This is a genomic window from Hymenobacter norwichensis DSM 15439, from assembly GCF_000420705.1.
Classification (GTDB): Bacteria; Bacteroidota; Bacteroidia; order Cytophagales; family Hymenobacteraceae; genus Hymenobacter; species Hymenobacter norwichensis.
The window spans coordinates 1-23899 of sequence record NZ_ATVL01000001.1 but is presented as its reverse complement, the minus strand read 5'-3'; the positions used below and the strand labels follow the sequence as shown (position 1 = coordinate 23899).

General features: G+C 53.6%; 22 protein-coding genes. 7 read left to right on the top strand and 15 right to left on the bottom strand.

Annotated features, from left to right (window positions below; translation table 11 throughout):
* Position 1: 1 nt before the first annotated feature.
* The 10 genes from traJ to G536_RS0100070 all read right to left on the bottom strand — a co-directional run bounded on the left by traJ (position 2) and on the right by G536_RS0100070 (position 8400).
* Positions 2-1087, bottom strand: a complete 1086-nt coding sequence (traJ, locus tag G536_RS25465; RefSeq protein WP_022821555.1) for a conjugative transposon protein TraJ — start codon at positions 1085-1087, stop codon at positions 2-4.
* An 8-nt stretch (positions 1088-1095) separates the two neighbouring features.
* Positions 1096-1746 carry a hypothetical protein gene (locus G536_RS0100110; RefSeq protein ID WP_022821554.1) on the bottom strand — a complete coding sequence of 217 codons (651 nt, stop codon included), beginning with the start codon at positions 1744-1746 and terminating at the stop codon, positions 1096-1098.
* Between the two features lie 2 nt (positions 1747-1748).
* Positions 1749-2402 (bottom strand): hypothetical protein, encoded by a 654-nt coding sequence (locus G536_RS0100105; RefSeq protein WP_022821553.1) that lies wholly within the window; start codon positions 2400-2402, stop codon positions 1749-1751.
* 39 nt (positions 2403-2441) lie between these two features.
* Complete coding sequence (locus tag G536_RS0100100) at positions 2442-3020, bottom strand: hypothetical protein (RefSeq protein WP_022821552.1); 579 nt, start codon at positions 3018-3020, stop codon at positions 2442-2444.
* A 45-nt stretch (positions 3021-3065) separates the two neighbouring features.
* Positions 3066-5534 (bottom strand): TraG family conjugative transposon ATPase, encoded by a 2469-nt coding sequence (locus G536_RS0100095; RefSeq protein ID WP_022821551.1) that lies wholly within the window; start codon positions 5532-5534, stop codon positions 3066-3068.
* Complete coding sequence (locus G536_RS0100090; protein ID WP_022821550.1) at positions 5531-5848, bottom strand: DUF4133 domain-containing protein; 318 nt, start codon at positions 5846-5848, stop codon at positions 5531-5533. Before G536_RS0100090 ends, G536_RS0100095 begins: the two co-directional genes overlap by 4 nt.
* 4 nt (positions 5849-5852) lie before the next feature.
* A complete protein-coding gene (locus tag G536_RS0100085; protein ID WP_022821549.1) occupies positions 5853-6197 on the bottom strand; it encodes a DUF4134 domain-containing protein in 345 nt (114 codons plus the stop codon).
* Between the two features lie 68 nt (positions 6198-6265).
* A complete protein-coding gene (locus G536_RS25460; protein ID WP_022821548.1) occupies positions 6266-7033 on the bottom strand; it encodes a hypothetical protein in 768 nt (255 codons plus the stop codon).
* 98 nt (positions 7034-7131) lie between these two features.
* Positions 7132-7626 carry a DUF3408 domain-containing protein gene (locus tag G536_RS0100075; protein ID WP_022821547.1) on the bottom strand — a complete coding sequence of 165 codons (495 nt, stop codon included), beginning with the start codon at positions 7624-7626 and terminating at the stop codon, positions 7132-7134.
* A gap of 12 nt (positions 7627-7638) precedes the next feature.
* A complete protein-coding gene (locus tag G536_RS0100070) occupies positions 7639-8400 on the bottom strand; it encodes a ParA family protein (RefSeq protein WP_022821546.1) in 762 nt (253 codons plus the stop codon).
* Positions 8401-9001: 601 nt separating this feature from the next.
* Between G536_RS0100070 and G536_RS25455 the strand changes: the two genes are divergently transcribed.
* The 6 genes from G536_RS25455 to G536_RS0100035 all read left to right on the top strand — a co-directional run bounded on the left by G536_RS25455 (position 9002) and on the right by G536_RS0100035 (position 16275).
* Positions 9002-9334 carry a plasmid mobilization protein gene (locus G536_RS25455; RefSeq protein ID WP_022821544.1) on the top strand — a complete coding sequence of 111 codons (333 nt, stop codon included), beginning with the start codon at positions 9002-9004 and terminating at the stop codon, positions 9332-9334.
* Entirely contained in the window at positions 9331-10287 is a 957-nt protein-coding gene (locus G536_RS25450) for a relaxase/mobilization nuclease domain-containing protein (protein WP_022821543.1), read from the top strand. Before G536_RS25455 ends, G536_RS25450 begins: the two co-directional genes overlap by 4 nt.
* 49 nt (positions 10288-10336) lie before the next feature.
* Positions 10337-12355, top strand: a complete 2019-nt coding sequence (gene mobC / locus G536_RS0100050) for a conjugal transfer protein MobC (protein ID WP_022821542.1) — start codon at positions 10337-10339, stop codon at positions 12353-12355.
* Entirely contained in the window at positions 12348-12713 is a 366-nt protein-coding gene (locus G536_RS0100045; RefSeq protein ID WP_022821541.1) for a hypothetical protein, read from the top strand. The genes mobC and G536_RS0100045 overlap by 8 nt, the downstream gene beginning before the upstream one ends.
* A 146-nt stretch (positions 12714-12859) precedes the next feature.
* Positions 12860-14701, top strand: coding sequence for a DUF4099 domain-containing protein (locus G536_RS0100040; RefSeq protein ID WP_022821540.1), 1842 nt, complete (start codon positions 12860-12862; stop codon positions 14699-14701).
* 131 nt (positions 14702-14832) lie between these two features.
* Positions 14833-16275, top strand: coding sequence for a toprim domain-containing protein (locus G536_RS0100035; protein ID WP_022821539.1), 1443 nt, complete (start codon positions 14833-14835; stop codon positions 16273-16275).
* Positions 16276-16465: 190 nt separating this feature from the next.
* Here the strand turns inward: G536_RS0100035 and G536_RS0100030 are convergent, their stop codons facing one another.
* Together G536_RS0100030 and G536_RS30055 are read right to left on the bottom strand one after the other, a co-directional pair.
* Positions 16466-16723, bottom strand: a complete 258-nt coding sequence (locus G536_RS0100030; RefSeq protein WP_022821538.1) for a DUF4113 domain-containing protein — start codon at positions 16721-16723, stop codon at positions 16466-16468.
* Positions 16724-17157: 434 nt separating this feature from the next.
* Positions 17158-17991 carry a ParA family protein gene (locus G536_RS30055; RefSeq protein WP_022821537.1) on the bottom strand — a complete coding sequence of 278 codons (834 nt, stop codon included), beginning with the start codon at positions 17989-17991 and terminating at the stop codon, positions 17158-17160.
* Between the two features lie 1500 nt (positions 17992-19491).
* On the opposite strand from G536_RS30055, the gene G536_RS0100020 reads away from it, so the two are divergent.
* On the top strand, positions 19492-20691 hold the full coding sequence (locus G536_RS0100020; protein ID WP_022821536.1) for a replication initiation protein: 1200 nt from the start codon (positions 19492-19494) through the stop codon (positions 20689-20691).
* A 248-nt stretch (positions 20692-20939) separates the two neighbouring features.
* Here the strand turns inward: G536_RS0100020 and G536_RS0100015 are convergent, their stop codons facing one another.
* The 3 genes from G536_RS0100015 to G536_RS25440 all read right to left on the bottom strand — a co-directional run bounded on the left by G536_RS0100015 (position 20940) and on the right by G536_RS25440 (position 23728).
* The gene (locus G536_RS0100015) at positions 20940-22292 is read right to left on the bottom strand and encodes a Y-family DNA polymerase (RefSeq protein ID WP_033369422.1); all 1353 of its coding nucleotides are present in this window, start codon (positions 22290-22292) and stop codon (positions 20940-20942) included.
* 4 nt (positions 22293-22296) lie between these two features.
* A complete protein-coding gene (locus tag G536_RS0100010) occupies positions 22297-22767 on the bottom strand; it encodes a LexA family protein (protein WP_033369420.1) in 471 nt (156 codons plus the stop codon).
* Between the two features lie 271 nt (positions 22768-23038).
* Positions 23039-23728: a recombinase family protein gene (locus tag G536_RS25440; protein WP_022821533.1), complete on the bottom strand. Its 690-nt coding sequence runs from the start codon at positions 23726-23728 to the stop codon at positions 23039-23041.
* Positions 23729-23899 lie beyond the last annotated feature (171 nt).

Genomic DNA, 23899 nt, shown 5'->3' with positions numbered 1-23899 from the left:
ATTAAGCTGCTGTGTTTTTGTAGCCCTGATTGCCCACCGTGCCCGGTACCGTGTTGTTGCGCGCATCCGAAATCATAGCGCCTGCCACGTTCGCCGCGCGGCCGGCCACTTGGCCCGCAGCACCACCGGCAAGACTGGCAGCACCCGAGGCCGCCCCACCGCCGACGCTGGTGAAAGAGCGGGTAATCCTGTCCATGCCACTAGCGGCCACAATCCAGCCCGCGACCGAGGGCACAGTGAAGTAGCCGCAGATGGCAATGACGAGGAAGATCATGTAGCCCATATCGGCTGCTTCCAGGTCGCCCCCTGAGCGAATCTGCTGAATGTCTAGGTTGAGCATCATCACCTGAATCTTGGCGATGATAGCCCCGAAGATGTTGGCCACCGGCAACCACAAAAAGGTGTTGATGTAGCGCGAAAGCCAGTTGGTCAGCGTGCCCTCGAAGCCGGGCCAGATGGCAAAGCCGAAGCTGATGGGGCCAATAATGGAGAGGATGATCAGAAAGAAGGTGCGAATAGTGTTGATGACCAGCGCGGCTGAGTGGTGGGCCAGCTCCAGGGCATTGCGCATCCACTCGCGGAAGTTTTTCTGCACATCGTAGCTCATGCGGTCGAAGTAGAGCGCTGCCCGCCCGCCGAAGTCGAGTACATCTTTGCTTTCCAGTTCCTTGTCAAATGCTTCATCGTTTTCATAGACCGCGTTTTCGGGTCGGGCCGCCAGCAGCTCCGCTTTGCGGTCCCGTAGCTGAATGATGTTCTGGTTCTGCACCCGCACGACCGAGTTGGTGGCGTTGGAGATGCCCCCCAGCACGCCATTCAGGATGAGCAGCATCGAGGGGAACAAGGCAATCACGAGGCCGATGGCGAAGGGCCGAAGCAGCGGGAATACATCAATCGGCTCCGCGGCGGCGATGCTACGCCATACCTTACTGGCAATAAATACCAGGGCGCCCAGGCCCCCCAGCGCGCGGCCAATGTTGATCATGTCGGAGCACAGGGGCAACATTTCCTCGTAGAGGTTGTCGAGCAGCTGGTTGAGTGATTCAACCGGAATGGATACCTGAAGTAGAATAGAAAGCAGAGACATAGCTGTAGTTAGTTGGAGAGCCCGTAGAGCTGTTTAAGGAGTTGACGATCCAAGGCCTCTCTGCTTTGCTTGCTGGCAATAGCCTGGTTGCGCTTGGTGAAGTAGGCCACGAGCGCATACTGATGCTCGACCTTATCGGAAATCTTGTTGATGAACTTCAGCCGCTGAGCATCGGTCATCTTCGCCCCGTTAGGAGTCAGGATGACGGTCAAATCATCGAGCAGGCCCACGTTGTCGGCCAGTAGCACGGTGTAGCCCCGCACCATGCCCTGAATCTGGGTAGGCGTCAGGTATTGGTTTTGCCGCAGGGTGCTCATATTCTGCGTGTAGAGGCTCATAATCCGGCTTTGGTAGGTCCAGATGTTTTGCACCCGCCGATAGTCGCGCACTACCCCGTTAATTTTGAGCAGGCTGCTGTACCATTCGTCGTGCATTTCAGCCGTCTGGTTGGTCAGCTGCTTGATGACCGCCTGCGTGTTGGTGCCTTTCTTGACGATGGTATTACCCAAAGCACGAAGCGTGGTCAGAAAGCCTTGGTGGGTCGCCTGCTTAGTGGCTTGCTTTTCGGCAATGGGCATGGTGACCACGAACTGAGCCCGCGCCGGCAACGCGACTAGGGCCAGGCCCCCGAGAGCTAGAAAGCAGAGTAGCTTTTTCATCGTTAGTTGGCTAGGCCGTAGAGTTGCTTGATGAGCAGCATATCCTTCTGGGCCTTATTCTGCTGCATGGAAATAGCCATGTTGCGGCGGGTGAAGTAGGATACGAGGTCGTATTGATGGGTCACCTTGTCGTCGAGCGCATCAATCAGCTCCATGCGTTCGGCATCGGTCATTTTCGACTTCAGCGGCGAAACAATAGCCGTCAGATCATCCAGGTAGGAAGCCGACTCCTGAATCAGAGTGGTGTAGCCCCGCACCATGCCTTGTACTTGCGCCGGCGTCAGGTTAGGGTCAGCTCGAAACTTGCCGATGTAATTCGAATAGATGGTGATGATGGCCGTCTGGCGCTCGAAAATGTGCTGCACGCGCCGGTAGGTGCGGATGGTGTTGCTGACTTGCATCAAGCCGTCGTACCAATTCTTGGCCAGCAGCATGTTCTTCTCGGTGAATCCCTTAGTCAGCACCTGCTCGACTACTCCATTATTCACCAGCTTATTCGCGGTGGTGTTGAGGGCCTTTAGCGTAGCCTGCAACCCGGTCTGAATGAAGTTGGTCCCCTCCAGAACCGGGGCAGAAACGATGGCTTGTGCCTGGGCGGAAGGCTTACCAACAAGGCAAAGCGCGGCCACACACAGGAAAAACTGTGTCTTTTTCATATCCTAAAAGTGTTTAGTGGACTTGGTTAGGAAACGGGGCTAAACCCCCCACATGTTGCGTATAAGGCGCTTGTTGGTCGCATCCTGCTGCTTGCGCGCCAGGGTGGAAGCTGTTTTCTTGGAGTAGTAGCGCACCAACGCCAGGTGATGCGTCTGCTTGTCGGCCAGGTCGGAAACGTACTTCAGCTGTTCGGCCTCGCTCATGGTGGTTTCACTCGTGGCCAGGGCCGAGAGTTCCTGCACCCGGGCGGCGCTTTCATCGACCAGCTGCTTGTACTTGGCCCGGATGCCTTCAGCCTGCGCCGGCGTCACCACCGGATGCTGCACCAGCTTGGGTTCGTTGCTGGCTACTTCCTGCAGGATGGTCGCATGCGTCTGATAAATGCTTTCCGTCTTCGGATTGAGCTTGATCAGGTTCGGCACATCACTCTGATACCAGTTGTGAACTACCTGCACGTAGGAAGTCGTGCCCGCCTTGTCGCCGGCCTGCACGAGCAGCTGCTGAATGGAAGCCGTCACGCGGGCCTCGGTATCAGCCGCCAGCTTTTTCGAGGCCGCATCTTCCCCGCAGGAAGAGAGGGCCAGGCTGGCTAGGAGGAACAAAGCGGTCGTTTTCATAGTGGGTGGGGTGGTTAGTGACAGTGATAGTTGCGCCGCCTGGTGTTACCCAGCTTCGCGTAGCTCCTGAGCGTACGCCTGAATAGCGGTTTCGATGCTCATACCCGATTCCACTTTGTTGAAGAGAATCTTCTTCTCGACTTCTTCCGTGGTGTAAGTAACATACTCTTCCTTCGACACTTCCACGCCGTACACCGTGGCCATCGTAGTACCAAGGCCAATGTAGACCTCGTTGTAGCGGACGTTGGGGCGCCGATCCTGATTGATGCTGAGCACCAACGCCTTTTGCTTTTCCGACAGGGCCAGCACCTCTTGAATCTCGTTGAACTTGCCCATGAACTTGCGCAAATCCAGCAGGATCATGCAATCGGACTGGGTGATAATGGTATCCTTGACCACCGGGTTGTCGAGAATATCTTTCACTTCCTGCGTTACGACAATAGCTTCCCCCTGAAACTTACGTACCGTTTTGAACAGGTACTTCAAGTACTCGGCCATGGCCGGCGTCGCAATGGCTTTCCAGGCTTCCTCAATCAGGATCATCTTCCGCACCCCTTTGAGGGTGCGCATCTTCTGCAGGAAGGTGTCCATGATCACCAGCGTGACCACCGGGAACAGAATCGGGTGGTCTTTGATGTTGTCGATTTCAAAAACGATGAACGACTCCTGGGTAAGGTTGAGCTGCTTGTCGGAGTTGAGCAGGTAATCGTATTCGCCCCCTTTGTAGTAGGGCTTCAGCACGTACAGGAAGTTGAGCATGTCAAAGTCCTGCTCCCGTACTTTCTCCGTGGCCAGATAGGCGGTGAAAGGCCCCTGCAGGAATTCGTAGAACGTGTTGAAGCTGGCCCGAATGCTGGAGTCAGCCGCCAAATACTGGTAATACTGCGTAAGGGCCGTCGAGATGGAAACGAACTCGGATTGGGATACATTCTCGTTTTCCCGCTTCCAGAGCATCACCAGCAGGTTATGCAGGCTCAGACGCTTTTCCACGTCTGGTTCTCCCACTACAAAAAAGGGGTTGAAGCTGATGGGGTTCTTTTCCTCGTAAGTGAAGTACACCCCCTTGCGCAGCTCGCAGAGGCCCTTGTAGCTATTACCCGTATCGACAATCAGCACATGCGACCCTTGCTCGTGGTACTGCCGCACCATGCCGTTGGTGAAAAACGATTTGCCCGAACCCGAACCACCCAGCACGAACTTGTTACGGTTGGCAATGATGCCCTTTTTGCGCGGCTCATCGGAAATGTCCACGTGCACCGGCTTGCCAGTGATGCGGTCGGAAAGCTTAATGCCGAACGGGCTGCTGGAGTTGCGGTAGTTGGTTTCCACATTCCACAGGCAGCAGGCCGGCTCGGCAAATGTGTAGAAGGTTTCCTCACTGGGGAAGTCGCCGGCGTTGCCCGGTATGCCCGCCCAGAACAGCGCCCCGATATCCACGGTGTTTTCCCGCGCCTTGCAGCCCATCTTGCTGATAGCCCCACCCGTTTGCTCCCGCAGCTCCTTTAGATCGGCTTCGTGCTCCGTCCAGGCAAAAACGTTGGCATGAGCCCGTACGGAAAGCTTTTGCTCGGAAACCGCTTCGTTCAGGTAGCGGTCGTAGAACTCCTTATTGATGGCATTCTGACGCGAGTAGAGCGACAGCGCATTCAGGTTGTCGCGCTTCTTCTCGAAGTTCTTCAGCGTCTTGGCCTGGTCATCAATAAACACATACTGATTGTAGATGTGGTTGCAGTTGAGGCTCAGGCCGACTTGCGAGGAAAAGCCCACAAAGAAGTTGGTGTAGTCGGTGCTCAGGTTGCTGTGGCGCGCGCTGGTGGTTAAGGCCATCGGCAAGTCATCGAGGTTACCCAGCGAGTAGCAGTGGCACATTTTGTTGCCCACCTTCAGGCCGTTGGTAAAATCGAGGTCGCTCATAGGTGCCACGTCGCTCATGTTGAGCGAGAGGTACTTTTCCAGCAGCCCGGTTTTTTCATCGGTGCCGGCCAGATCATCATCCGTCAGCTGGGTGAACCCAATGCCGGCATCCGACAGCACCCGCACAAATTGCCCCACGGCGTTGAAGAAGCTGCTCAATAGCTTCTCGTCCATCATCTCTTTGGGGACGATCTTCGAGCGCGACAGCAGGGTAGACAGGCTATTCCAGTTTTCCCGGCTGCTGGGCGTCTTGGTGATGAACAGGTAGCAGTAATGGTTGAGAAACGGCCGCTCGTTGAAATGCCGCTCGTAGGCCTGCGAGAGCATCGAACGGTCGTCCTCAAAGGAGGCCGTGTACTTATCCTCAACAAACCAATCCTGTTTGTGCACTCCTGTATGGTTGGGCAGTAGGCGTAGCGCTTTCACTTCGGCCGAGTGCAGCGCCTCGTAATCATGCTGGGCCAGCGTGAAGATTTCGGGCAGCTCCAGGCGGTAAGCGACGGTTACATCCCCATTCTTGCTGATAATGCAACCGTCCTCGACCGCGTAAATCGGCTGCTTGTCTTCGAGAGTGGCGGAAGGTAGGAGGATCTGGCTCATCGTTTCAGGTTCTTAAACAGGCGAGGGTTGCGGTTTACAATGCGCTTGGGTTGCCGACCCTTGGCTTGCTGCTTCATGGCCCCGTGCTCTCCATATTTGGCACTCAGACTGAATACCCGGGTAACCCAGCAGAAAGCACTACCAATGGCCAGCGGCAACGTTAGGTAGGAACTGACGCCGGCGACGTGCAGGACGATATAGCCCAAGAACACGCCGCCGAGTCCACCGAGTAGCATAAAGATGTACCGCGAGCCCACTAGTCCCTTGAATTCGACGGGCTTGTTGACGCCCTTATTCAGCGGGTAGTGGCTCATGGCCTTACAGGAAGAAGGCGCGCAGAACGGTGGCCACGACCACCAGGAAGATGCAGCTGCCGAACCAGCTCATCGCAGTTTTCTGCGTGTCCTGGTCGCCGGAGTTCCACTTGCTGAACACTTTCACGGCACCCACCAGACCGACAACGGCCCCGATGGCATAGATGAGAGTAGTAGCCGGATCAAAGTAGCTCGTCACCTGGGTGGTGGCTTCCTGGATACCCGCAGCGCCGTTGCCCTGAGCGAGCGAAGCGGTAGCGGTGGCCAGTACGACCAGCGCCGTGCACAGGGCCTGGGCTTTATTGATCAGGGAACGACGAGTTTTGAGGGCTTGGCGTTTGTTAAACATGGCGGTAAAAGTTTGGGAAAAGGATAAAATGAGTGAAAGGGAAAGTTGAAAAAAAGCTACTAAAAACGTTAGTTCAGGGCAGGCTCGGCAACATGGGCATATGTTGCAGCAGTTAGTTGTTGAGCGCTCTTGGTGCTGGTTTTGTAGAATGCCATCAACACGTCGGTGTTCTCCAGCTCGGGCACTTCTTTTACAAGTTGTTCTTGCGTTAACTCTCCATCTGCGGCCCGGTCAAAGATGTTGTTGAGCTGAGCAACCCCGACCGTAAAATCCTCTTCAAACTCTTCTGCCGACTCTTGTTCCCCATCTTGCACACCATGGCTCATTTGCTCTGATTCGGCATCCGTAAAATTAACAGAATTTTCAACAAAAGAATTTTCTTTGTTGCAAAAGTTGTTTCCTTTGTTTGGTTCAGGTTGTTCGTCGGTTTCTTCGCTGGCTTCTGGTTGAGCTTCCTGGTCGGCCTCATTGGGGGCTTCAATGGATGCTTCAGTACCGGTTTCTTCTCCTGGCGCTTGCTCCTGCTCGTCTTCCTCGTTATCAGTGGCCACATCTGAGCCGGTGGTATCTACTGCCGGCGCAGCTGGGATGGCGGCGGCAGCAGCGGCAGCGGGAATAACGACGGCCGCCGCTTTTGGAATCAAGGGCCCGCGATTGAGCAGGGAGGTAGGGCCGGGGTTGAAAGCCTGGTCACCAGCTACTGCTTTGCCCTTCTTGCCGGCTACTAGGCCGAGTAATTCTGCCCGGTAGTACACCACGCCCACGTATGCATAGTACAGGACGAGCAGGACCGCCACGGCACCTAAGTACTGCGGCCACGTGATCATTTTAAACATGTCGGTATTAAGTGTAGGGTGAAAGGATAAGGCAAAGCAGTAGTCGACATACCTTTTTTAGGGATATGTGAATCAGTGACTTAGGAAATGGGAAAAGATTAAATCAGCAGGCGCTTCTTATTCTTCCTCTCCTGCTCCGCTATGAAGCTGCGGATGTCAGGGCCATAGGTTTCAAAGTGATGGGTAATGATATTGGCGAGTAGATCAGCCAGGCCGGTACCGTCGCTGGCCGAGATGATAGCGCTTAGTGTGCGGTGGGCATCCTCGGTGATATAGACTGCCTTAATCTTCTTCTCGCGTCCCCGATAGAGGAAGGTTTCGGCGTAGTCGATCTGGCCGGCCGGAGCAGCTGGGGCCGTCTCTTTTCTTCCCTTTTGTACAGGCTCTTCCGTACGCTCGACTTTCAGGCTGAGCGCCGCTGGAGGTGTTTCGGTAGCAGGTTCGGATGCGGGTAGAGCTTGCATAGAAGTTTCGGGCTCAGGTGAAGAATCAGCTTCAGGGGCGGCTTCAGGAGCAGCAGCTGGGGTAGTTGGGCGAGTACGCGAAAACGAGCTCACAAAGGCATTCACGTCGGTGGCAGCAGACTTGGCCATAGGAGTAGAAGATTAAAGGGCCTTGCTTGCCTCGGTGGATGCAGTAGCCTTTGCCAGAACTTTATCGGCAAAGATGATCTGCGATATTTCCTGGATCAGTCCAGTGATACCCAAGCGCATAAACTCCTTGGATAGGGGGAACATGGTCGAGCGCATGCCTTCCTTTTTGTAGTTCACACTATGCTCCAGGCGACTCTTCAGGAAGGGAATGTTCTGCTGGGCGAAGAGCTCTTCCGTCTTGTTGTAGAAGTCCTGCTTTTCGCTCTTGATGTGCTTGTTCCAAAAGGCGTAGTACTGCTTTAGCCGACTACCGGGCTTGCCGATCACGAAGGTTTCCAAGGCCCCGGCAAAGGGTATCGTAGCCTCGACACTTAACACGTCGGCTTCCAGGGGCATGAACACATAGTCTAACTGCTTCCACAGCTCCAGCAGGCCCGGGACGTTGATAGTGCCCGGCGTGTCGATGAACACTAGGTCGAATTGCCCGTCCATTTCCTTCGCCACGTCCAGGGCCTCTTTTACCGTGCAATCCACGATAGGGTACGACTGCATGTTGAGGACCTGAAATTCAGCGGCTTTGACGGGGTCGGCCTGAAGCTGGGCCAATTCCTTATTGCGCAATCCTTCCAAGGAGTGCTGCGGATAGTCGCAGTCGATGACGGCTACTTTCTCCTTGCCCAGGAAGTGAAAGATAGAGGCGGCCAGGATGTTGATGGTCGTTTTGCCCACGCCCCCCTTCTGGGATGAGATCGAGATATACTTGGTGGTGCTCATACGAGGGAGAGGAAAGTAGTGGAGAGGGAACGCGACAACCGGCAGCACTTAGCAAAGAACTCTTGTAACTCTTTCGCTGATTACAAATTTATAAGTGTGGTTGGATAAACCAATATAAATTTATTTAAAAGTAAAAAAGTCAATTTATTTATCTGTTTCGTTTGTTAGTTTTGGAAATGATTGAACATGTAAATGCATATTATGATAGTAGTTTAAAGCACTATGTAGTTAGGCAACTATTTAAATGAATGTTCAACTATCTGTTTAGTCACTTATCAATCTATCAGACTAAATATTTATCAATCCATCAGACTAAATATTTATCAGACTATCAATCTATCAGACTTTGAATAGGGGTAGTGTACAGTCGGAATCCGGTCAAGTAGCGGTATTAAGCTACTTGTTTAGCTTGTCGAGAAGTATTGTTTTTCCAAGAGAGCTTTGTCTCATAGAATTAGCTTTCCCATATGTTCAATGTTGTTCAGCAAGCCATGTCTTTGTGCGCACAATCCCTGCGGGGAAGTGCGCACAAAGACACCGGGGAAATTGACGCAAGCTATTTCCCCTTTGTCTTGTCAGACGACCATAAGCTGAAGCAGAAATGGAAGTAGAAGCATTACCAGGGCTGACGCCAGAGGGCGACGATCAAAGCCAAAAGGACCAGCATATCAACATCCGCATCTCCACTGCGGACAAAAAATTAGTGGAGGAAAAGGCGGCGGAAGCGGGGCTAAAGACCGGCGAGTTCATGCGTCGGGCCGCGCTGGGCCGCAAGATTACCAGCAAGATTCCGCCCGATTTCCGGCGTATACTGGCCGCCACTGGCAGCAATCTGAACCAACTCACCCGCCTAGCCAACGCGGGCAAACTCACTAGCACCAGCGCGCAGACGCTGAACGAACTGCTTTCCCGGCTACTAGAAACGCTCAAATGATAGCCAAAACGGTTACCGGAAATGACTTCAGCGGCGCGCTGGAGTACGGGGCGGGCCTGCGTTCTGACCGCACCAACAAGCAAGCTGAGCTACTAAGTATAGCTAACATGGGTAGCCAAGACGTGGCCGGGATGGCGGCGGAAATGCGGGCCGTGGCCGAGATGAGCAGCCGCATTCAGTTGCCGGTATGGCACACGGTCTTATCGTGGGCCCCAGGTGAGCAGGTAAGCAAGGTGCAAAAGGTCGAGGCGGCCAAGCTCTATTGTGAGCTGATGGGCGCCAGCCTCGAGCGCCACCAGGTCGCGGTCTATGAGCACAAGGATAAGGACCACCCGCACATTCACATCTACATCAACCGCGTGCCCATTGACGGTGGGGCAGCCCTGCGCAGTGATCAGAACTACGTGCGGAACGTGAAGGCCACCCGCCAGATTCGGGAGCAGCTGGGCATGAAGCCCTTGCCCGAGCGCCGGCAAAGCACCCGCGACCTCGCCCCCCAAAAGGAAGGCACTCGCAATTATGTGCGCGAGCAGCTTACAGCTGCCATGCAGGACGGCAACATTAGGTCCCTCGACCAGCTGACCGCCCGCCTCAAAGAACAGCAGATAGAAGTGGTGTTGAAGCGCGATGGCAAGGGCGTGCTCGTGGGCACCAGCTTTCGCTATCAGGAAACCAGCGTGAAGGGAACCGACGTGGGTATCAAGGCCAAGCAGCTGCGCGACCACTTCAGCCCTTACGGCCGCGAGGCCCTGCGCACCAGCGACCAGCCCGGCGCAGGCCTGCGAGGTGGTAGCCGTGCCGCAGGCCCGGCGCTGGCCAGTGCCGGCGACGGTGCACCAAGTCTGATAAGTGTACAGGATAAAAGCGGCCCGGCCGACCTCGGTGGCGGCGCCGATGATGCCGAGCGCAACGAGAACGAAGTACGTCGGCGCCGACGTCGGCCGAGGCTCTAAGGCCCGCCAGTTACATAAAAATCATTCCCCCACCCTTACTTAATGCATCATGGAAGACGAAAGAGGACTCAAGAAGATTATGGACTTTATGCGCCTGATCAGCGTGTTTCTTTTACTGTTGCACGTGTATTACTACTGCTACGGCTTCTTTACCGAGCAGCACTTGACAGCGGCCTGGTCGGGTAAGATACTGACCAAGTTTACCACCAAAACCGCCCTATTTCACGCCCCCTACGTGACGAAGCTAGCAGCAGTGGTATTCCTAGGGCTTTCGTGCTTAGGAACAAAAGGCAAGCCCAAGGAGGGGCAGAAGTGGACGCCCATTATAGTAAGTCTGGTGCTGGGGTTGACCTTATTCTTTGGTAGTGCGCTGCTGCTGGACTTGCCCTACTCGCTGGCCATGCTCACGGCCCTGTATGGTGGGGCCATCTTCGTCGGGTTTCTGCTGATGCTGAGCGCCGGCAACTCCATTAGCCGGATGCTGAAGGTGAACCTGATGGGCGACATTTTCAATCTGGAAAACGAGACGTTTCCCCAGGAAGAGCGCAAAATGGAAAACGAGTTTTCGGTGAACCTGCCCACCCGCTACCAGCTGAAGGGCAAGCAGCGCCAGGGCTGGGTCAACATCGTCAATCCCTTTCGGGCCACGGTGGTCTACGGCACGCCCGGCTCGGGCAAGTCGTTTGCCGTCATCAACCAGTTCATCAAGCAGCACCTCTCGAAAGGCTTTGCTATGTATGTCTATGACTACAAGTTTCCCGACCTGAGCCGCCTAGCCTATAACGAATTGATGAAGCACCAGGACAAGTATAAAAACCCGGTGCAGTTCTACGTCATCAACTTTGACAACCCCGGCAAAAGCCACCGCTGCAACCCGCTCATGCCCGCTATGATGACGGATATTGCCGACGCCACGGAATCGGCTTCTACCATCATGCTGAACCTGAACCGGACGTGGATTCAGAAACAGGGGGATTTCTTCGTCGAGTCGCCAATCAACTTCGTGGCGTCCATCATCTGGTTTCTTAAGCTCTACGAGCAGGGCAAGTATTGCACCTTCCCCCACGTCATCGAGTTTTTGGGGCGCGAGTACGAAGAGATGTTTCCCATTCTGCTGTCGTATGACGAGTTGGAGAACTACGCCAAGCCGTTCGTGTCAGCTTTTGAAGGTGGGGCAATGGACCAGCTGGAAGGGCAGATTGCTAGCGCCCGTATCGGCTTGGCCCGCCTGGCTTCCCCGGCCCTGTATTGGGTGATGAGTGGCAGTGATTTTACGCTCGATCTCAACAACCCCGAGGCGCCCAAGGTGCTGTGCGTTGCCAACAACCCCGACCGCAAAGGTATTTACGGGGCCGCGCTGGGGCTCTATAATGCTCGCATTATTAAGCTCATCAACCGGAAAGGCAAGCTTAAATCATCGGTTATTGTCGATGAGTTGCCGACCATCTATTTCAAGGGCCTAGAGGATCTGATTGCTACCGCGCGCAGCAATAAGGTTTCCACCTGCCTCGGCATTCAAACCAAGGCCCAACTCGACCAGCAGTATGGCAAGGCCGAATCCACCACCTTGCAGGAATTATTTGGCACCGTGATTTCGGGGCAGGTAACGGGCGACAGTGCTGAGATGCTAAGCAAGCGATTCGGCCGCATCCTGCAAAAGCGGCAGAGCCTGAGCGTCAACAGCCGCGACACGAGCAGCAGCATTTCCACCCAACTCGACAGCATGATTCCAGCCAGTAAGATTTCTAGTCTGACGCAAGGCACCTTCGTAGGAGCTGTCGCCGACAACTTTGGGGAGGTGATTAGCCAGAAGGTGTTTCACGCTGAAATCGTCGTGGATATTGCCAAAACCGCCAAGGAAGAGGCGACTTACGAAGATATTCCTGATATCACCAGTTTCGTGGATACAGCGACCGGAGAGGATAATACTGAGCAGGTTATCCGCGATAACTACAAGGCTATCAAGGCTGACGTTGCCGGCATTATCAAGAAGGAATTGGATAGGATTGCGAGTGATACCAACTTGCAACACTTAATCAAAACTAAACGGCAAAGGCAAAATGAATAAAGAGCTGATTGGTCGGCGGCTGGCCGCCCTGCGGGACGAGCTGGCCCGCCCCGGGGAGAAGAAGTGGACGATAGCAATGGTGGCCGAGGAAACGGGCCTTACCCTCAACCAGGTTGGTACAATGGAACGCAGTGGGGCGGGCGGTACCGAGATCTTTATTGCTTATCTGCTTTTCTTCTACCGCCGGGGCTACAATCTGCATTGGATCATTTTGGAGGACAATAAGAACCTGTCGAAGGTGCGGTTAGGAGAGGAAATAAAAACCGTAGACATGCAAGCGGTGCTTGATCAGGTGCATAACCTTAGACAAGGTATTGATAGAGAGGTAACTGCAATGGTAAAAGCGTTGGATGGATAAACCATTACAAAAATTATTTTGTAAGATAATCTGTTATTTTTAAAGTAAATATTACAAATACCAATATCGCGTCGGTGAATTGTTATATTTGTTAAAGCTGGCCCCACGGTGGGGGCAGACGGTATAACTCATTAACTAACAGCGATATGTCTGAGCAAACCGAACCCAAAACCAGTGCTGGAGAACAGCCAGTTCCCCAAGCCGTAGGGCTAGCCCCGGCTCCGAAGAAGAGTACCCCGATCAATGTCGATGAAACGCGGGATGAATTCATTAAAAACGCGCAGCCGGTAGCCGATGCCATGCGCAAGCGAGGGAAGATAGTGGAGGCCACGCAGCTCGAGCAGGCGGCCAAAGTGATTGGGGTAGCCGTCGGCACCCAGCCACAACAACAGCCCGACGCACTGAAAGGAGAGTCGGTAAGCAACGTACTCAAGAACATCTGGGATGTTATTGAGAAAGACCCGGAGCTGAAGAAAATGCCGCAGGCCCAGAACCTACGGAAGGCCGGCCAAGCCCTGGATGGGGCGGGCCTGCTCAACATCACCATTCGCAATGGGGTGGTGGTAAGTTTCGTCAGCAACTTTGCTGAGAACTTCAGCATGGCGCAGAAGGCAGGAGCCAAGCCCGTCGAGAAGCGGGACCCCAGCATCGTGTTGGAATCGGCCGCTTCCGCTGCTCGTGCCCAGCAGCCCGCGCCCGCTGCTCAGCCGGCCGCCGCAGTGCAGGCACCCGCCGAGAAGCCCGCCGCCGTGGTGCAGCAGGTTACGGTGGCGCAGCAGTCGAGCCAGGCCGACAAGCCCGCACCGGCACCGGCGCTTCAGTTCACCCAGTACGCCCCCACGCCTGATACCGGCGTCATTGAAAAGCGCAAGGCGGTGGCCAGCCCCATGGACGCCCTAAACGTGGGTATCACAGCTGATGGTCGTTTTGGAGTAAACCCCCAGGTGAACCAAGCCCGCTTGATTGGCGACGGCATGAAGTCGCTGGAGAAGTTTTTCGACTACCAGATGCCGACCGGTGGGCTGAAGATTGCCAAGGTTGGATTGGCGGAGCCGGGCCAGATGAAGCAGACGGCAGACGGCTGGGAAGTGGTGAAGAAAGGCCAGCTCGAATTGACCGACACGGCCGGCAACGTGCACCGTCCCAGCCAGCACCCCAGCGCCCCCGCGCAGCAGGTGGCCCCAGCCACCGGCACGCCGGCAGCCACTAAGCCCGTTCTCGATCTGACGCCCACGCCTGCCGTGCAGGAGAAAGTAGCTTCCTTGCTGAGCCCCGCACTGAAGGCTCAGGCCCAGGCGTTGGCCGAGCAAAGCCTACGTAATCGTGCCCAACCCAAACGCTTTGTGCGGGAGGATATTCCGTTTGACTTGCTGGCTAAAATGGGTGTGCAGGCGGCGGAACTGGAAAAGACCGGTCAGTTGCAAAAGTTACTGGATGGAAAGAAAACCGACTTGATTCCGTCGTTCTCGATTCGCAACCAAGAGGGCGAGCCGGTTTCCTTTCCGGCTAAACTCGTGATGACCCGCGACACCCAGGGCGTAGCTAGTCTGCACTTCGACTTACCGAAGCACCAGCTGCAAATCCCTAAGCAGATCCAGGGCCAGGAGATTACGCCGGTGATGAAAGAGCAGTTGGAGAAAGGCGGCGTGGTGCTCACCAAGGGGGCGAACGGGCAGGCTGCTTATCTGGCAGTCGACAAGGAGATGAACAAGGTGGTGGCCGTGCCCAGCAAGGGTTTGGAGATACCTAAGATACTGCACGGCGTGGCGCTTCAGCCTGAGCAGCGCAAAGAGTTGCAGGAGGGGCGGCCAGTGCGAATTGAGAACATGGTTCACCAGAACCGCAGCTTTGATGCGGTGATGCAGCTAGATCCCATCAAGCGCACCATTTTGACCCAGCAGCCTAAGTTTCACGAGACGCCTAAGCAAGTCATAAAGGCAACCCCCAAGGAAGAGGTTGCAGCTCCCCGGCCCAGAATGAGAATGTAATCTTGTTAGCTTTACGAAAATCAGTTTCCGAGTTCTTCGGAAGCTGATTTTCTTTTTCCGAGTACCCCGCCCTTAGTACCCACGCACACACACCCTTGCAATAATGCCGTACGCTAACATTCCCCTCTTTTATGCAGCCGCCACGTGAACCCGAACTGAACTTCAGCCAGGTCAAGAAAGACTTGAACCTGGTCGATTTGGTGTTGACGCTCGGCTATCAGCACAACCGCCAGAAAAGCGGGCCTACGCTCGATAAAGGCAAGTTTCACGTGTTCGATTATCGGGGCAATGCCAACCTCGATCAGGTGATCATTTACAAGGCTCCATCCGGCGACTTCCTGTACTTCAACCGGGCTGACGACCGCGACAAGGGCAGTGTAATCGACTTCCTGAAGAACCGGATTGAGAACCCACGCATTGAGGGGATTCAAGCCAGCAATGGCAAGAGCGTCTGGGCCAGTGTCATCGACAACGCCCGCCGCTTCCTGAATATGCCTGAGCAGGAGCGCAAGTTTAGTCCGCAGTTGCAGCAGACTATTGCCCCGGTGCAGCGCGGTGATCAGTACGTGCCCGACTTCCTGCGAAAGACTGCCCCGCTCACTGACACGCGCTACCTGAACGCCCGCGGCCTGAGCAATGAAACACTGGAAAATCACTATTTCAAAGGGCGAGTACTGAACCACATGCACGAAGGCACCAGCAAGACGGGCCAGCGGTATGAGTTCGTCAACACGGCTTTTCCGCAGGTTTACAACGATAAGATTGTTGGGCTGGAAATCAAGGCTCAGGGCTTTCGGGGGCAGGCGGCTGATTCGTTGAATTCATCGGCCTTATGGCTTTCGAACAGCACGCATAAGACCAGTACCCTTGTGATAACGGAAAGCGCCATTGATGCCCTTTCGCACTATCAGTTGAAGCAGCCCAACAATACGATGTATGCGTCCACGTCGGGCCAGCTCACCGACAACAAGGTGGCCGAGATTCGGCGGCTCATCACGGACCACAATCTAAAGTCGGTGAAGCTGGGCTTCGACAATGACGTGGATGGCCACGTATACGACACCAAATTGATTACGGGGCTTGCCCACGTGTCCACGCCGATGGGCATCGAGCGCACATTGCCCGGTATGCTGACTGTAAGCATCCACTCTGACCAAGAGCAATACTTCAGTAAGCTGCACCAGCAAGCCAAGAACTACAACCAGGAGGTGACCGAGGGGTATTACCAGTTGGCCGGCCCGAAGGCCCCGCCCACTCACACGCTGCAAAGCGAGTTTATCTTAGCTACCAAGGAAGCCGACAACAGCTATAAGTTTCATATTCCGAAACGGCTGGAGGCGCTGGAGTACTTTAACCGGGCTCTGATTCTATCCTACCCCATGAGTGTGAAGCTGGACTTGGTTAAGCCGCGGGCCAACGATTGGAACGACCAGCTCAAAGAGAGCCTGCGCGGTAATAAGCAGCCCCAGGCCTTATCCGTAGCACCAACCTCTGAAGCGATGAAGGACCAAAGTGCGTCACCAGCCAAAGAGGAAGCTCAGGAACCAGCGATTCGGCGGGGCATCCGACGGTAGTAGACATTGACACGGCAGAAGAAGGTGAGGCAATGCATCCACCAGTAGGTAGAGGCAGATGACGAAAGAAATTTCGGGGGAGGGCCAAGAAGCGCTGCCAGCCGATGCTTTCTAATGAACCACCATCAACTCTTCGAATCGGCTAGTAAAGGCCGGGGGCTGTCTCTTGCCAGAGAGGCTGGGTTTTACCTTACGTCGCAACGGCGTAGACATGGGCTGGAACCTCCGTGGCAACCTGCACCGTGCCCCGCCCAAAACGCTGATTCAAGGCGTCGAGGGCCCGGTTGTCAATAAGTTTGACCGCAGGGTCAGCAGCGAACAAGTCTAGCTGCTGACCCGTGCCGGGCGGCTCTAAACTGTCGAGTATGACCCCAGCCTTCTGGTAGGCCGTGCCCTTCTCTAACAGTCGCTCCAGCAGGAGGTGGGCGTAGCTAAGTAGCGCGGTCATATCCACTGTGGGCCCTATGGGGAGGGTGCTCCTCCCCTACCCTATCTGTTAGCGACCCTTTCTACGAAGCTGTTCCGGCAGTTCCGGGCTTCTCATAAAGAAGTCAGTTAAGATGAAGTCCATCAACACTTGTTTGGTTACGTGCCGAGGAGCAGTATCGAGCATATTAGCCAGCCTTTCTAAGTTTTCCGGTGATATTCTAATTGCCCGAGGGACCATAACTGGTTTGGGCTCTTTCGTTTTCCCCACTGCCCTTTTATCGACGGTTGGCGCAGGTGCTGCTGGTGATGGAGCTTCCTGACTAGCATCAGGCTCATCTGATTCCTTCTCTACAGGAGGGAAAAAGACTCGTGTAGGAGCCGAACGTGTTGCTACCGGAGTCATCGGTTGTTTGCGAGCGGAAAGCTTATTATCAGATGCCATCGTACAAAAGGTTAGTTGAGGACTTCAAGTAGTTTAGTTGTCAGTTCGTGGTAGTCTCTGCCTACCCGGGTGTCGAGTCCAGTTTCAGAGATGATGCGCCCTTTAGACTGGGCGTCTTCTATTGTCTTGTCTACTCTGACGTTGCCTAACATGTAGTTGGGCCCATACGAAGTACTCACGTACTCTTCAATACGACTAACTGCCAGCTTTTCGGCGTTACTGGCAATTCTGGGATTATACGTCATTATACCAACCCCCAAAAACTGCAGGCCAGGATTGAGTTGATCCCGTACTCCTTCCGCCGCCTCACACACATTTTTGATCCCATCAAAGCTAAAGGTTGCGGGCTTTGAGGGCACAAAGAATCCATCAGCAGCCACAAGAGCGACATAGGTATAAGTCGACATTTGAGGAGGACAATCGAGCAGGATAAAGTCATAATGCGGACGAACCTGTCGCAAGGCCTTGCGCAGTAGATTGGGCATGTCTGGCTTTTTTCGAAGCGCGCTCTCGTAAGTATCCATCAAATAAGAGGCCGGTACAAAATGCAGTGTATAGTCAACGGCCTGTTCCACACTGGAGCTATAAGCCAAAATGGCTTCCTGCATAGTTGCTGATCCAGCTAGTACATCCCCAGTGTGTAAAACAATCTCAAATTCAGCGTTAGGATCTATTAAATGCTTGGTCAGGTTGGCTTGTGGATCAAGGTCGACGAGCAAAACCTTGTATCCCATTTCAGAGAGCTGAGCGCCTACTGCAACCGTAGTAGTCGTTTTGCAGACGCCCCCTTTGTTGTTGGTAATAGCAATCACGCGACAAGAGCGCTCCTGAGTGGCTGTTGACATATTGTAAGGATTACACAGAGAGTGTGCTTTGTGAGCTGCAATATATAAAAGTTCACTACAACTACTACAGTTGCTACTATCGTTACTGCTAGTACTCATGTTACTACCGTTACTATCACTACTGTTATTACTATTAATACATCTACTACACTTGTTACGTAGCAATACAGATACTACATGCGCTACTTAAATTACAATGTAGTTGTCTTACTACAGCTGCTACAAATAACACACCTACTACAAATACTACTTCCAATACATAAGCTACTTGCATTACAATTATACGCGTTACAACAAGTGCTACAAGCACTACAGATATTACAGACACTACACTGTCCAAAGGCCTGCCTGTTAATCCAATTGCAAAATTTTGAATCATTCATAAAATGCACCATAAAGTCCTTACTAATAAATAATTAACCGAATTAGTTATTCTTCTATCAGTATAACCGCGAGAAAGATCAGGACGCTCTTAGCTAATGAGGTAAGTATGCTACCAACTCCGAACATGCAGTGGCAGAGTAGGAGTAGGATTAGGAAGCCAGCCAAAAGGGTGATAAGTAACCAAAGTCCGGCATAGCACCTCACTAATAAGGTCTTCCCCAGATGCTAGTAGCAAAGAAGTTTAAGGCTACAATAGTCTGTTTTGGGTTTCCGCTTGCGTAACGGATCTTTCGCTGATAGGGCTTGAGCTTCTGTTTAATTAACCCTACACCGTACTTGCGCCGTCTTAGCAGTAGTGGACTTGTTCTTTTCTGCACTTCTAACTCAGGCAGTAATGCATCTATTACAAAAACCACGACGGCTATCGCTGGAGCAATGGAATGCAGTCCTAGAAACCTGATTATAGCTGCCTATGATGTTGCTTGTCGTGGTTTTTGTAATAGATGGCCCGCTAACCAAGCCAAAGAGGGGAGGGGAGTAGCCTGTGTCGTGGTTTTTGTAATAGGTATACAACCAAAGAAGGCCTACAGTGCGCATTCATCTATTACAAAAACCACGACAGCCGCGCCGCGCAAAAACCTAAACCTAAACACTTCTTCAAAACTCTCTGATAAAGAGTTGCTAACAGGTGGGCTCCTATGCCTTACCCTTAATAGCTAACATCTTAAAAAAAACGACCTATTGTTCCCTTTTAAAGAGGTTGTTCCTTATTTTATAAGGTTTATAAGGTTTACAGGCGTCATAACCTTTTGAATTACAGTGATTTGAAAGGCACATCTATTACAAAAACCACGACGATCTATTACAAAAACCACGACGATCTATTACAAAAACCACGACAGACCTATTACAAAAACCACGACGATCCATTACAGAAACCACGATGACAGGCAAAAGGGAGTTGTGGTGAGGGATAAAGGATACCTTATAGCTATTACCAAAGCACGAATCAAGGTATAGGGCGAAGTCTTTATACAGGCTCTTTCTATTACAAGAAATGCAGCTTGTAATAGATGCTATTCTTTTGCATCTTCGCCTCCTACCTAGCCCGTGATAATGCAAACTGTCCTATTCGATGCCATCCCACCTGAGGAACCCAATGGTAAGATTGTTGTCCAGCATAACGCGCTAGTAAATGCTCGGTTTGATCTCAGCACGGTAGAAATGCGGCTGTTTATGGCTATGCTCTCCAGGATTGGACGAGACGATAATGAGTTTCGAGAGATGCGTATCCCGCTCACGGAGATTGTTGCCCTGTCAGGTCGGCGACCAAGTAGTAAAGATTACCAGCAGGTAGCGGGAATGTGTGACCAACTGGTAAGCCGCATCCTACATATTGAGCGGCCAACTCTTTCCCAGCGTAAAGAGCGCCGTAATGTGGCACCTGACTTCGATAAAATTCCACTAATGGCTTATGCTAAGTACAGAGGGGAGGAGGGGGCACTACGAGTGCGGTTCAATGATGAAGTAATGCCTTATTTGCTGCAATTGCACCGTAACTTCACGAAGGCACAGGTAGTGCAGTTGTTAAAGCTAAAAAGTCCGCATTCTTACCGCATATACTGGCTGCTAAAAGAGTATTCTACGTTTGGTAATCGGGTAATGGGGGTTGAGGAATTGAAAGGATTATTAAATCTGGATGGACAGTATAAGCAGTTTCCTCTATTTCGGTTGCGCGTATTAGATCGGGCGCAGGAAGAATTAAGCCGAACTGATTTACCATTTGAGTACGAACTAATTCGCCAGGGTAAGAGCGTAGCGCAGATCCGCTTTCTTTTCAAGCAGATCCCATTGTCAATAGAGGCGGCCATGCCTCCTCTTAGCGGATGGCAGGAGGTGTTATATCAAGTAGGACTGGCTCCTAGTAGCTTGGCTACTATACTAGAATTACTAGAGGAAGGGAAGGTAGATTCAGATTATGTCCTGTTCGTTGTAAAGGTTCAACGCGAAAAACACCGGCTTGGTAAAGTGAAGAGCTTGGCCGGCTCGATATTCACGGCAATTACTAAGCGTCATCTGGTGACAGAGTATCAGCAGGCGCAGGAGCGTCGACAGCAGCGGCCAGCAATTATTGAGTCTGGTAAAGAAGCTGTTCGGTTTCGCCTGGAAGATTTGCAACCTGTCTACCAAACGTTGGTGGAAAAGAAGAAAACGGCAGATGCTACTTTCGAGGAGCATTTGCAGAGGGTGTATCTAGACCAAGGCTTTAAGCTGATAAAGGATAGTCAGAGCCAGCAATGGGTGGTAAAGCAGTGATGCAGCGGCAACACCTACGCGGGTTGTTGGGATATAGTCGGCTGGCAAGGGGAGACTATTCTGTTTGCCGAATTGAAATGCCATAAAAAAGACTGGAGCCGGGTCTTTTCTTCCCTTTTGTGATTCAATCTCTTCTGTGCGTTCTACCTTCAGAGTCGGGGCCGGCGCCTTGGGGGTGGAGCTAGCTTACAGTTGGAGTTACAGCCAGCTAACTTCTTGCTTGTTGAGTGGGACTTTGCTACTGCTCCCTAATGCACCACCATCAGATCTTCTAATCGGGTAGTAAAGGCTGGGGAACACCATTGTGCCTTCCCTTGCCAGGGAGGCGGGGTTTTACCTTTCATCGCAACAGTGTGGCCAATTGCCGGAACCGCCGTAGCAACTTGCACTGTACCCCGGCCGAAACGTTGATTCAGTGTGTCCAGGCTGGCCATCAAGGCTGGCCGCTTGGTAACGAGGGCAGGCTTCTCGACGGGCATAACTGCCGGGGCCGCCGCAAACAAGTCTAGCTGCTGGCCTGTGCCAGGCGGCTCCAATCCATCGAGGACCACCCCAGCCTTAGTGTAAGCTGTTCCCTTCTCCCATAGGCGCCCGAGCAGCAGGCGGGCATAGCTGAGCAGCACCGTCGTATCCGCCGTAGGCCCGATGGGGAGCGTCAGCGTAGCCGACCGCGAAAAAGGCGGCAGCATGTGCGCAGCAAAGCGGTTTTTGCTGAGGTACACCGTCAGCACATGCGCCATCTCTCCCTGCGCCCGCAGCTTTTCCGCCGCCCGCGAGAGGAACGCCGCCACCGCTGCGAGTACATCATCAAAGGCCGATAGGGCCTTGCCGAAGGTGCGCGAGCAGCTGATGCTTTGGCGGCTGAGCGTTCCATCTTCCGACGGGTGCAGACCCGCGCAGGGCCGACCTTGCAGCTCTTGCACCAGCCGGGCCCCGACCACGCCGCCCAAGTGCTTCCGCGCCCAGGCATCCGACACGCGGGCCAAGTCGGCCGCGGAGTCCACCCCGGCCGCCGCCAGCTTCGCCGCATATTGCCGCCCCACTCCCCACACGTCCCCCACTGGTACGTGCCGCAGCGCCCAGGCCCGTCGTTCGGGCGAATCCAGATAGAGCACCCCGCCCAGCGCCGCCTCTTTCTTGGCCAGGCGGTTAGCCAGCTTGGCTAACGTCTTGGTGGGCGCAACTCCAACGCAGGTCGGGATACCTGTTCGGCCCTTCACCCCCTCCCGAACTTGGCGGGCGTAGGTATCCAGGCTTCCTAAATAGGTTTCCATCCCCGCCAGGTCTAGAAAGGCTTCGTCAATCGAGTAAATTTCCACGGCTGGTGCTACTTGCTGCAGGTGATACATCACGCGGCGGCTCATATCCCCGTAGAGCGCATAGTTCGAGCTAAACACCTTCACATTGTGTTGGTGCAGCAGATCTTTTACCTGAAAATAGGGATCGCCCATTTTCAGCCCCAGCGCCTTGGCTTCGGCGCTCCTACTGATCAAATTGCCATCATTATTTGAGAGCACCACCACCGGCTGCCCCTCGTAGCGCGGCTGGAAAACCCGCTCGCAACTGACGTAGAAATTGTTGCAATCCAGCAGTCCGAACATCGCGCTAATCAATGCTGTGTAAGAGTGCTTGCTGCCGGCCGGGCAGCAACTCGTGGACAACATGGGTTACTACACCCCAGATGCGCAATTCATCGGTATCGGTAATCTCGTATGGCTTGAAGGCCGGATTGGCTGGCATCAGCCACCAGCTTTGTCCTTTCCGCACGAGGCGCTTAACCGTGCATTCCCCTTGTACAACGGCCACTACGATGTGCCCGTGGTCGGCTTCTAAGTGCTTATCCACGGCCAGTAAATCGCCGGTATGAATTTCTGCGCCACTCATGCTTTCCCCACCAACGCGCAACATGTACGTTGCGTCAGGATGCCGGAACAGCAGCCGATTCATATCGAATAATCCTTCCAAATGGTCGGATGCTGGGGAGGGAAAACCTGCTGGTACCAAATAGCTGAACAGGGGTAGCAGAGAAGGATTGGGACCGGGCTCAGGCACCCGGATTGCGTGAACATCATGCATAGTACGGTCAGTTGATGGACCGCAAAGTAAACGTTTGCTAACTTATTTAGTTGTATTTAACTAACAAAAATGGTAATTTGATTACAACAATTCTTGTAACAGCACTTCTTATACCGTTTTAAGCGTAATATAAGCTCCCCTGTGGCTTCAGCTTTACTGAAAAAAAGAAGCAGATGGAGTAAGTCCGCGAATAGGAACAGGTGAGTGATTTTACGGGTGGCTTACGGCTCTATGAAGTAAGCACCGCTGGTGTGTAGTGTACAACAATACCTTATGACGAAATTGATACTGCTGTTGCCGCGGACGAGCGCCCGAGCAGGAGCCGGCGGACCCCGGCCGCCGTAAACGCACAGCCCCGCCGGGTGCGGTAGCCCGAGGTGGTGAGCTGGGCGGCAATGCGCCGGTAGTCCCACTGCATACTCCGATACAGGCGAGCCAGCTCGGCGGCTTGCCGGTTGGCCAAATGGGTCTGCGCGTTCATCTGACGTTGCTCTAGCCCCTTGGCCCGCGCCTCCACGGTCAAATTCGCCGGTGTCCCTAACTGAAAGCCGCGGGCCTTCTTGGCCGTCAGCGCATCCTTGGTCCGAGTAGAGATGGCCTTGGCTTCTTTCTCGGCCACGGCGCCGAGCACGTGAATGGTAAACTCATCGGCCGCCGGCATATCGACGGCCTTGAAGCGGACGCGACTTTCCATGAGCGCGGTAAGGAACGCCAGGTTGCGCGCCAGCCGGTCGAGCTTAGCCACGAGCAGCACGGCGCCCGCATCCTTGGCCGCCTGCATGGCGGCGATCAGCTGCGGCCGCGTGTTCTTGCGGCCGCTCTCGATTTCAATGTACTCGCCCAAGATCTGCTCTTCTGACTTGAGGAAGGTACGCACTGCGGCCTGTTGGGCTTCAAGTCCTAATCCCGACTGCCCCTGACGGGCGGTGCTCACGCGGTAGTAGGCAACGTAGTCTGGCATCAGTCAGCGAGAGGGGTAGGGGATTGACAAGGTGACAGGGCAAAACTACTCAATTTTGGATTTGTATCATTTTTTAAACGGACGTTTAAGTAATGATACAAACTCCGCTTAGAAGGTAGCTTGGCCTTTTACAAAGGACCGTGGCTGTTGCAGAACCCACTAGCCAGCTCG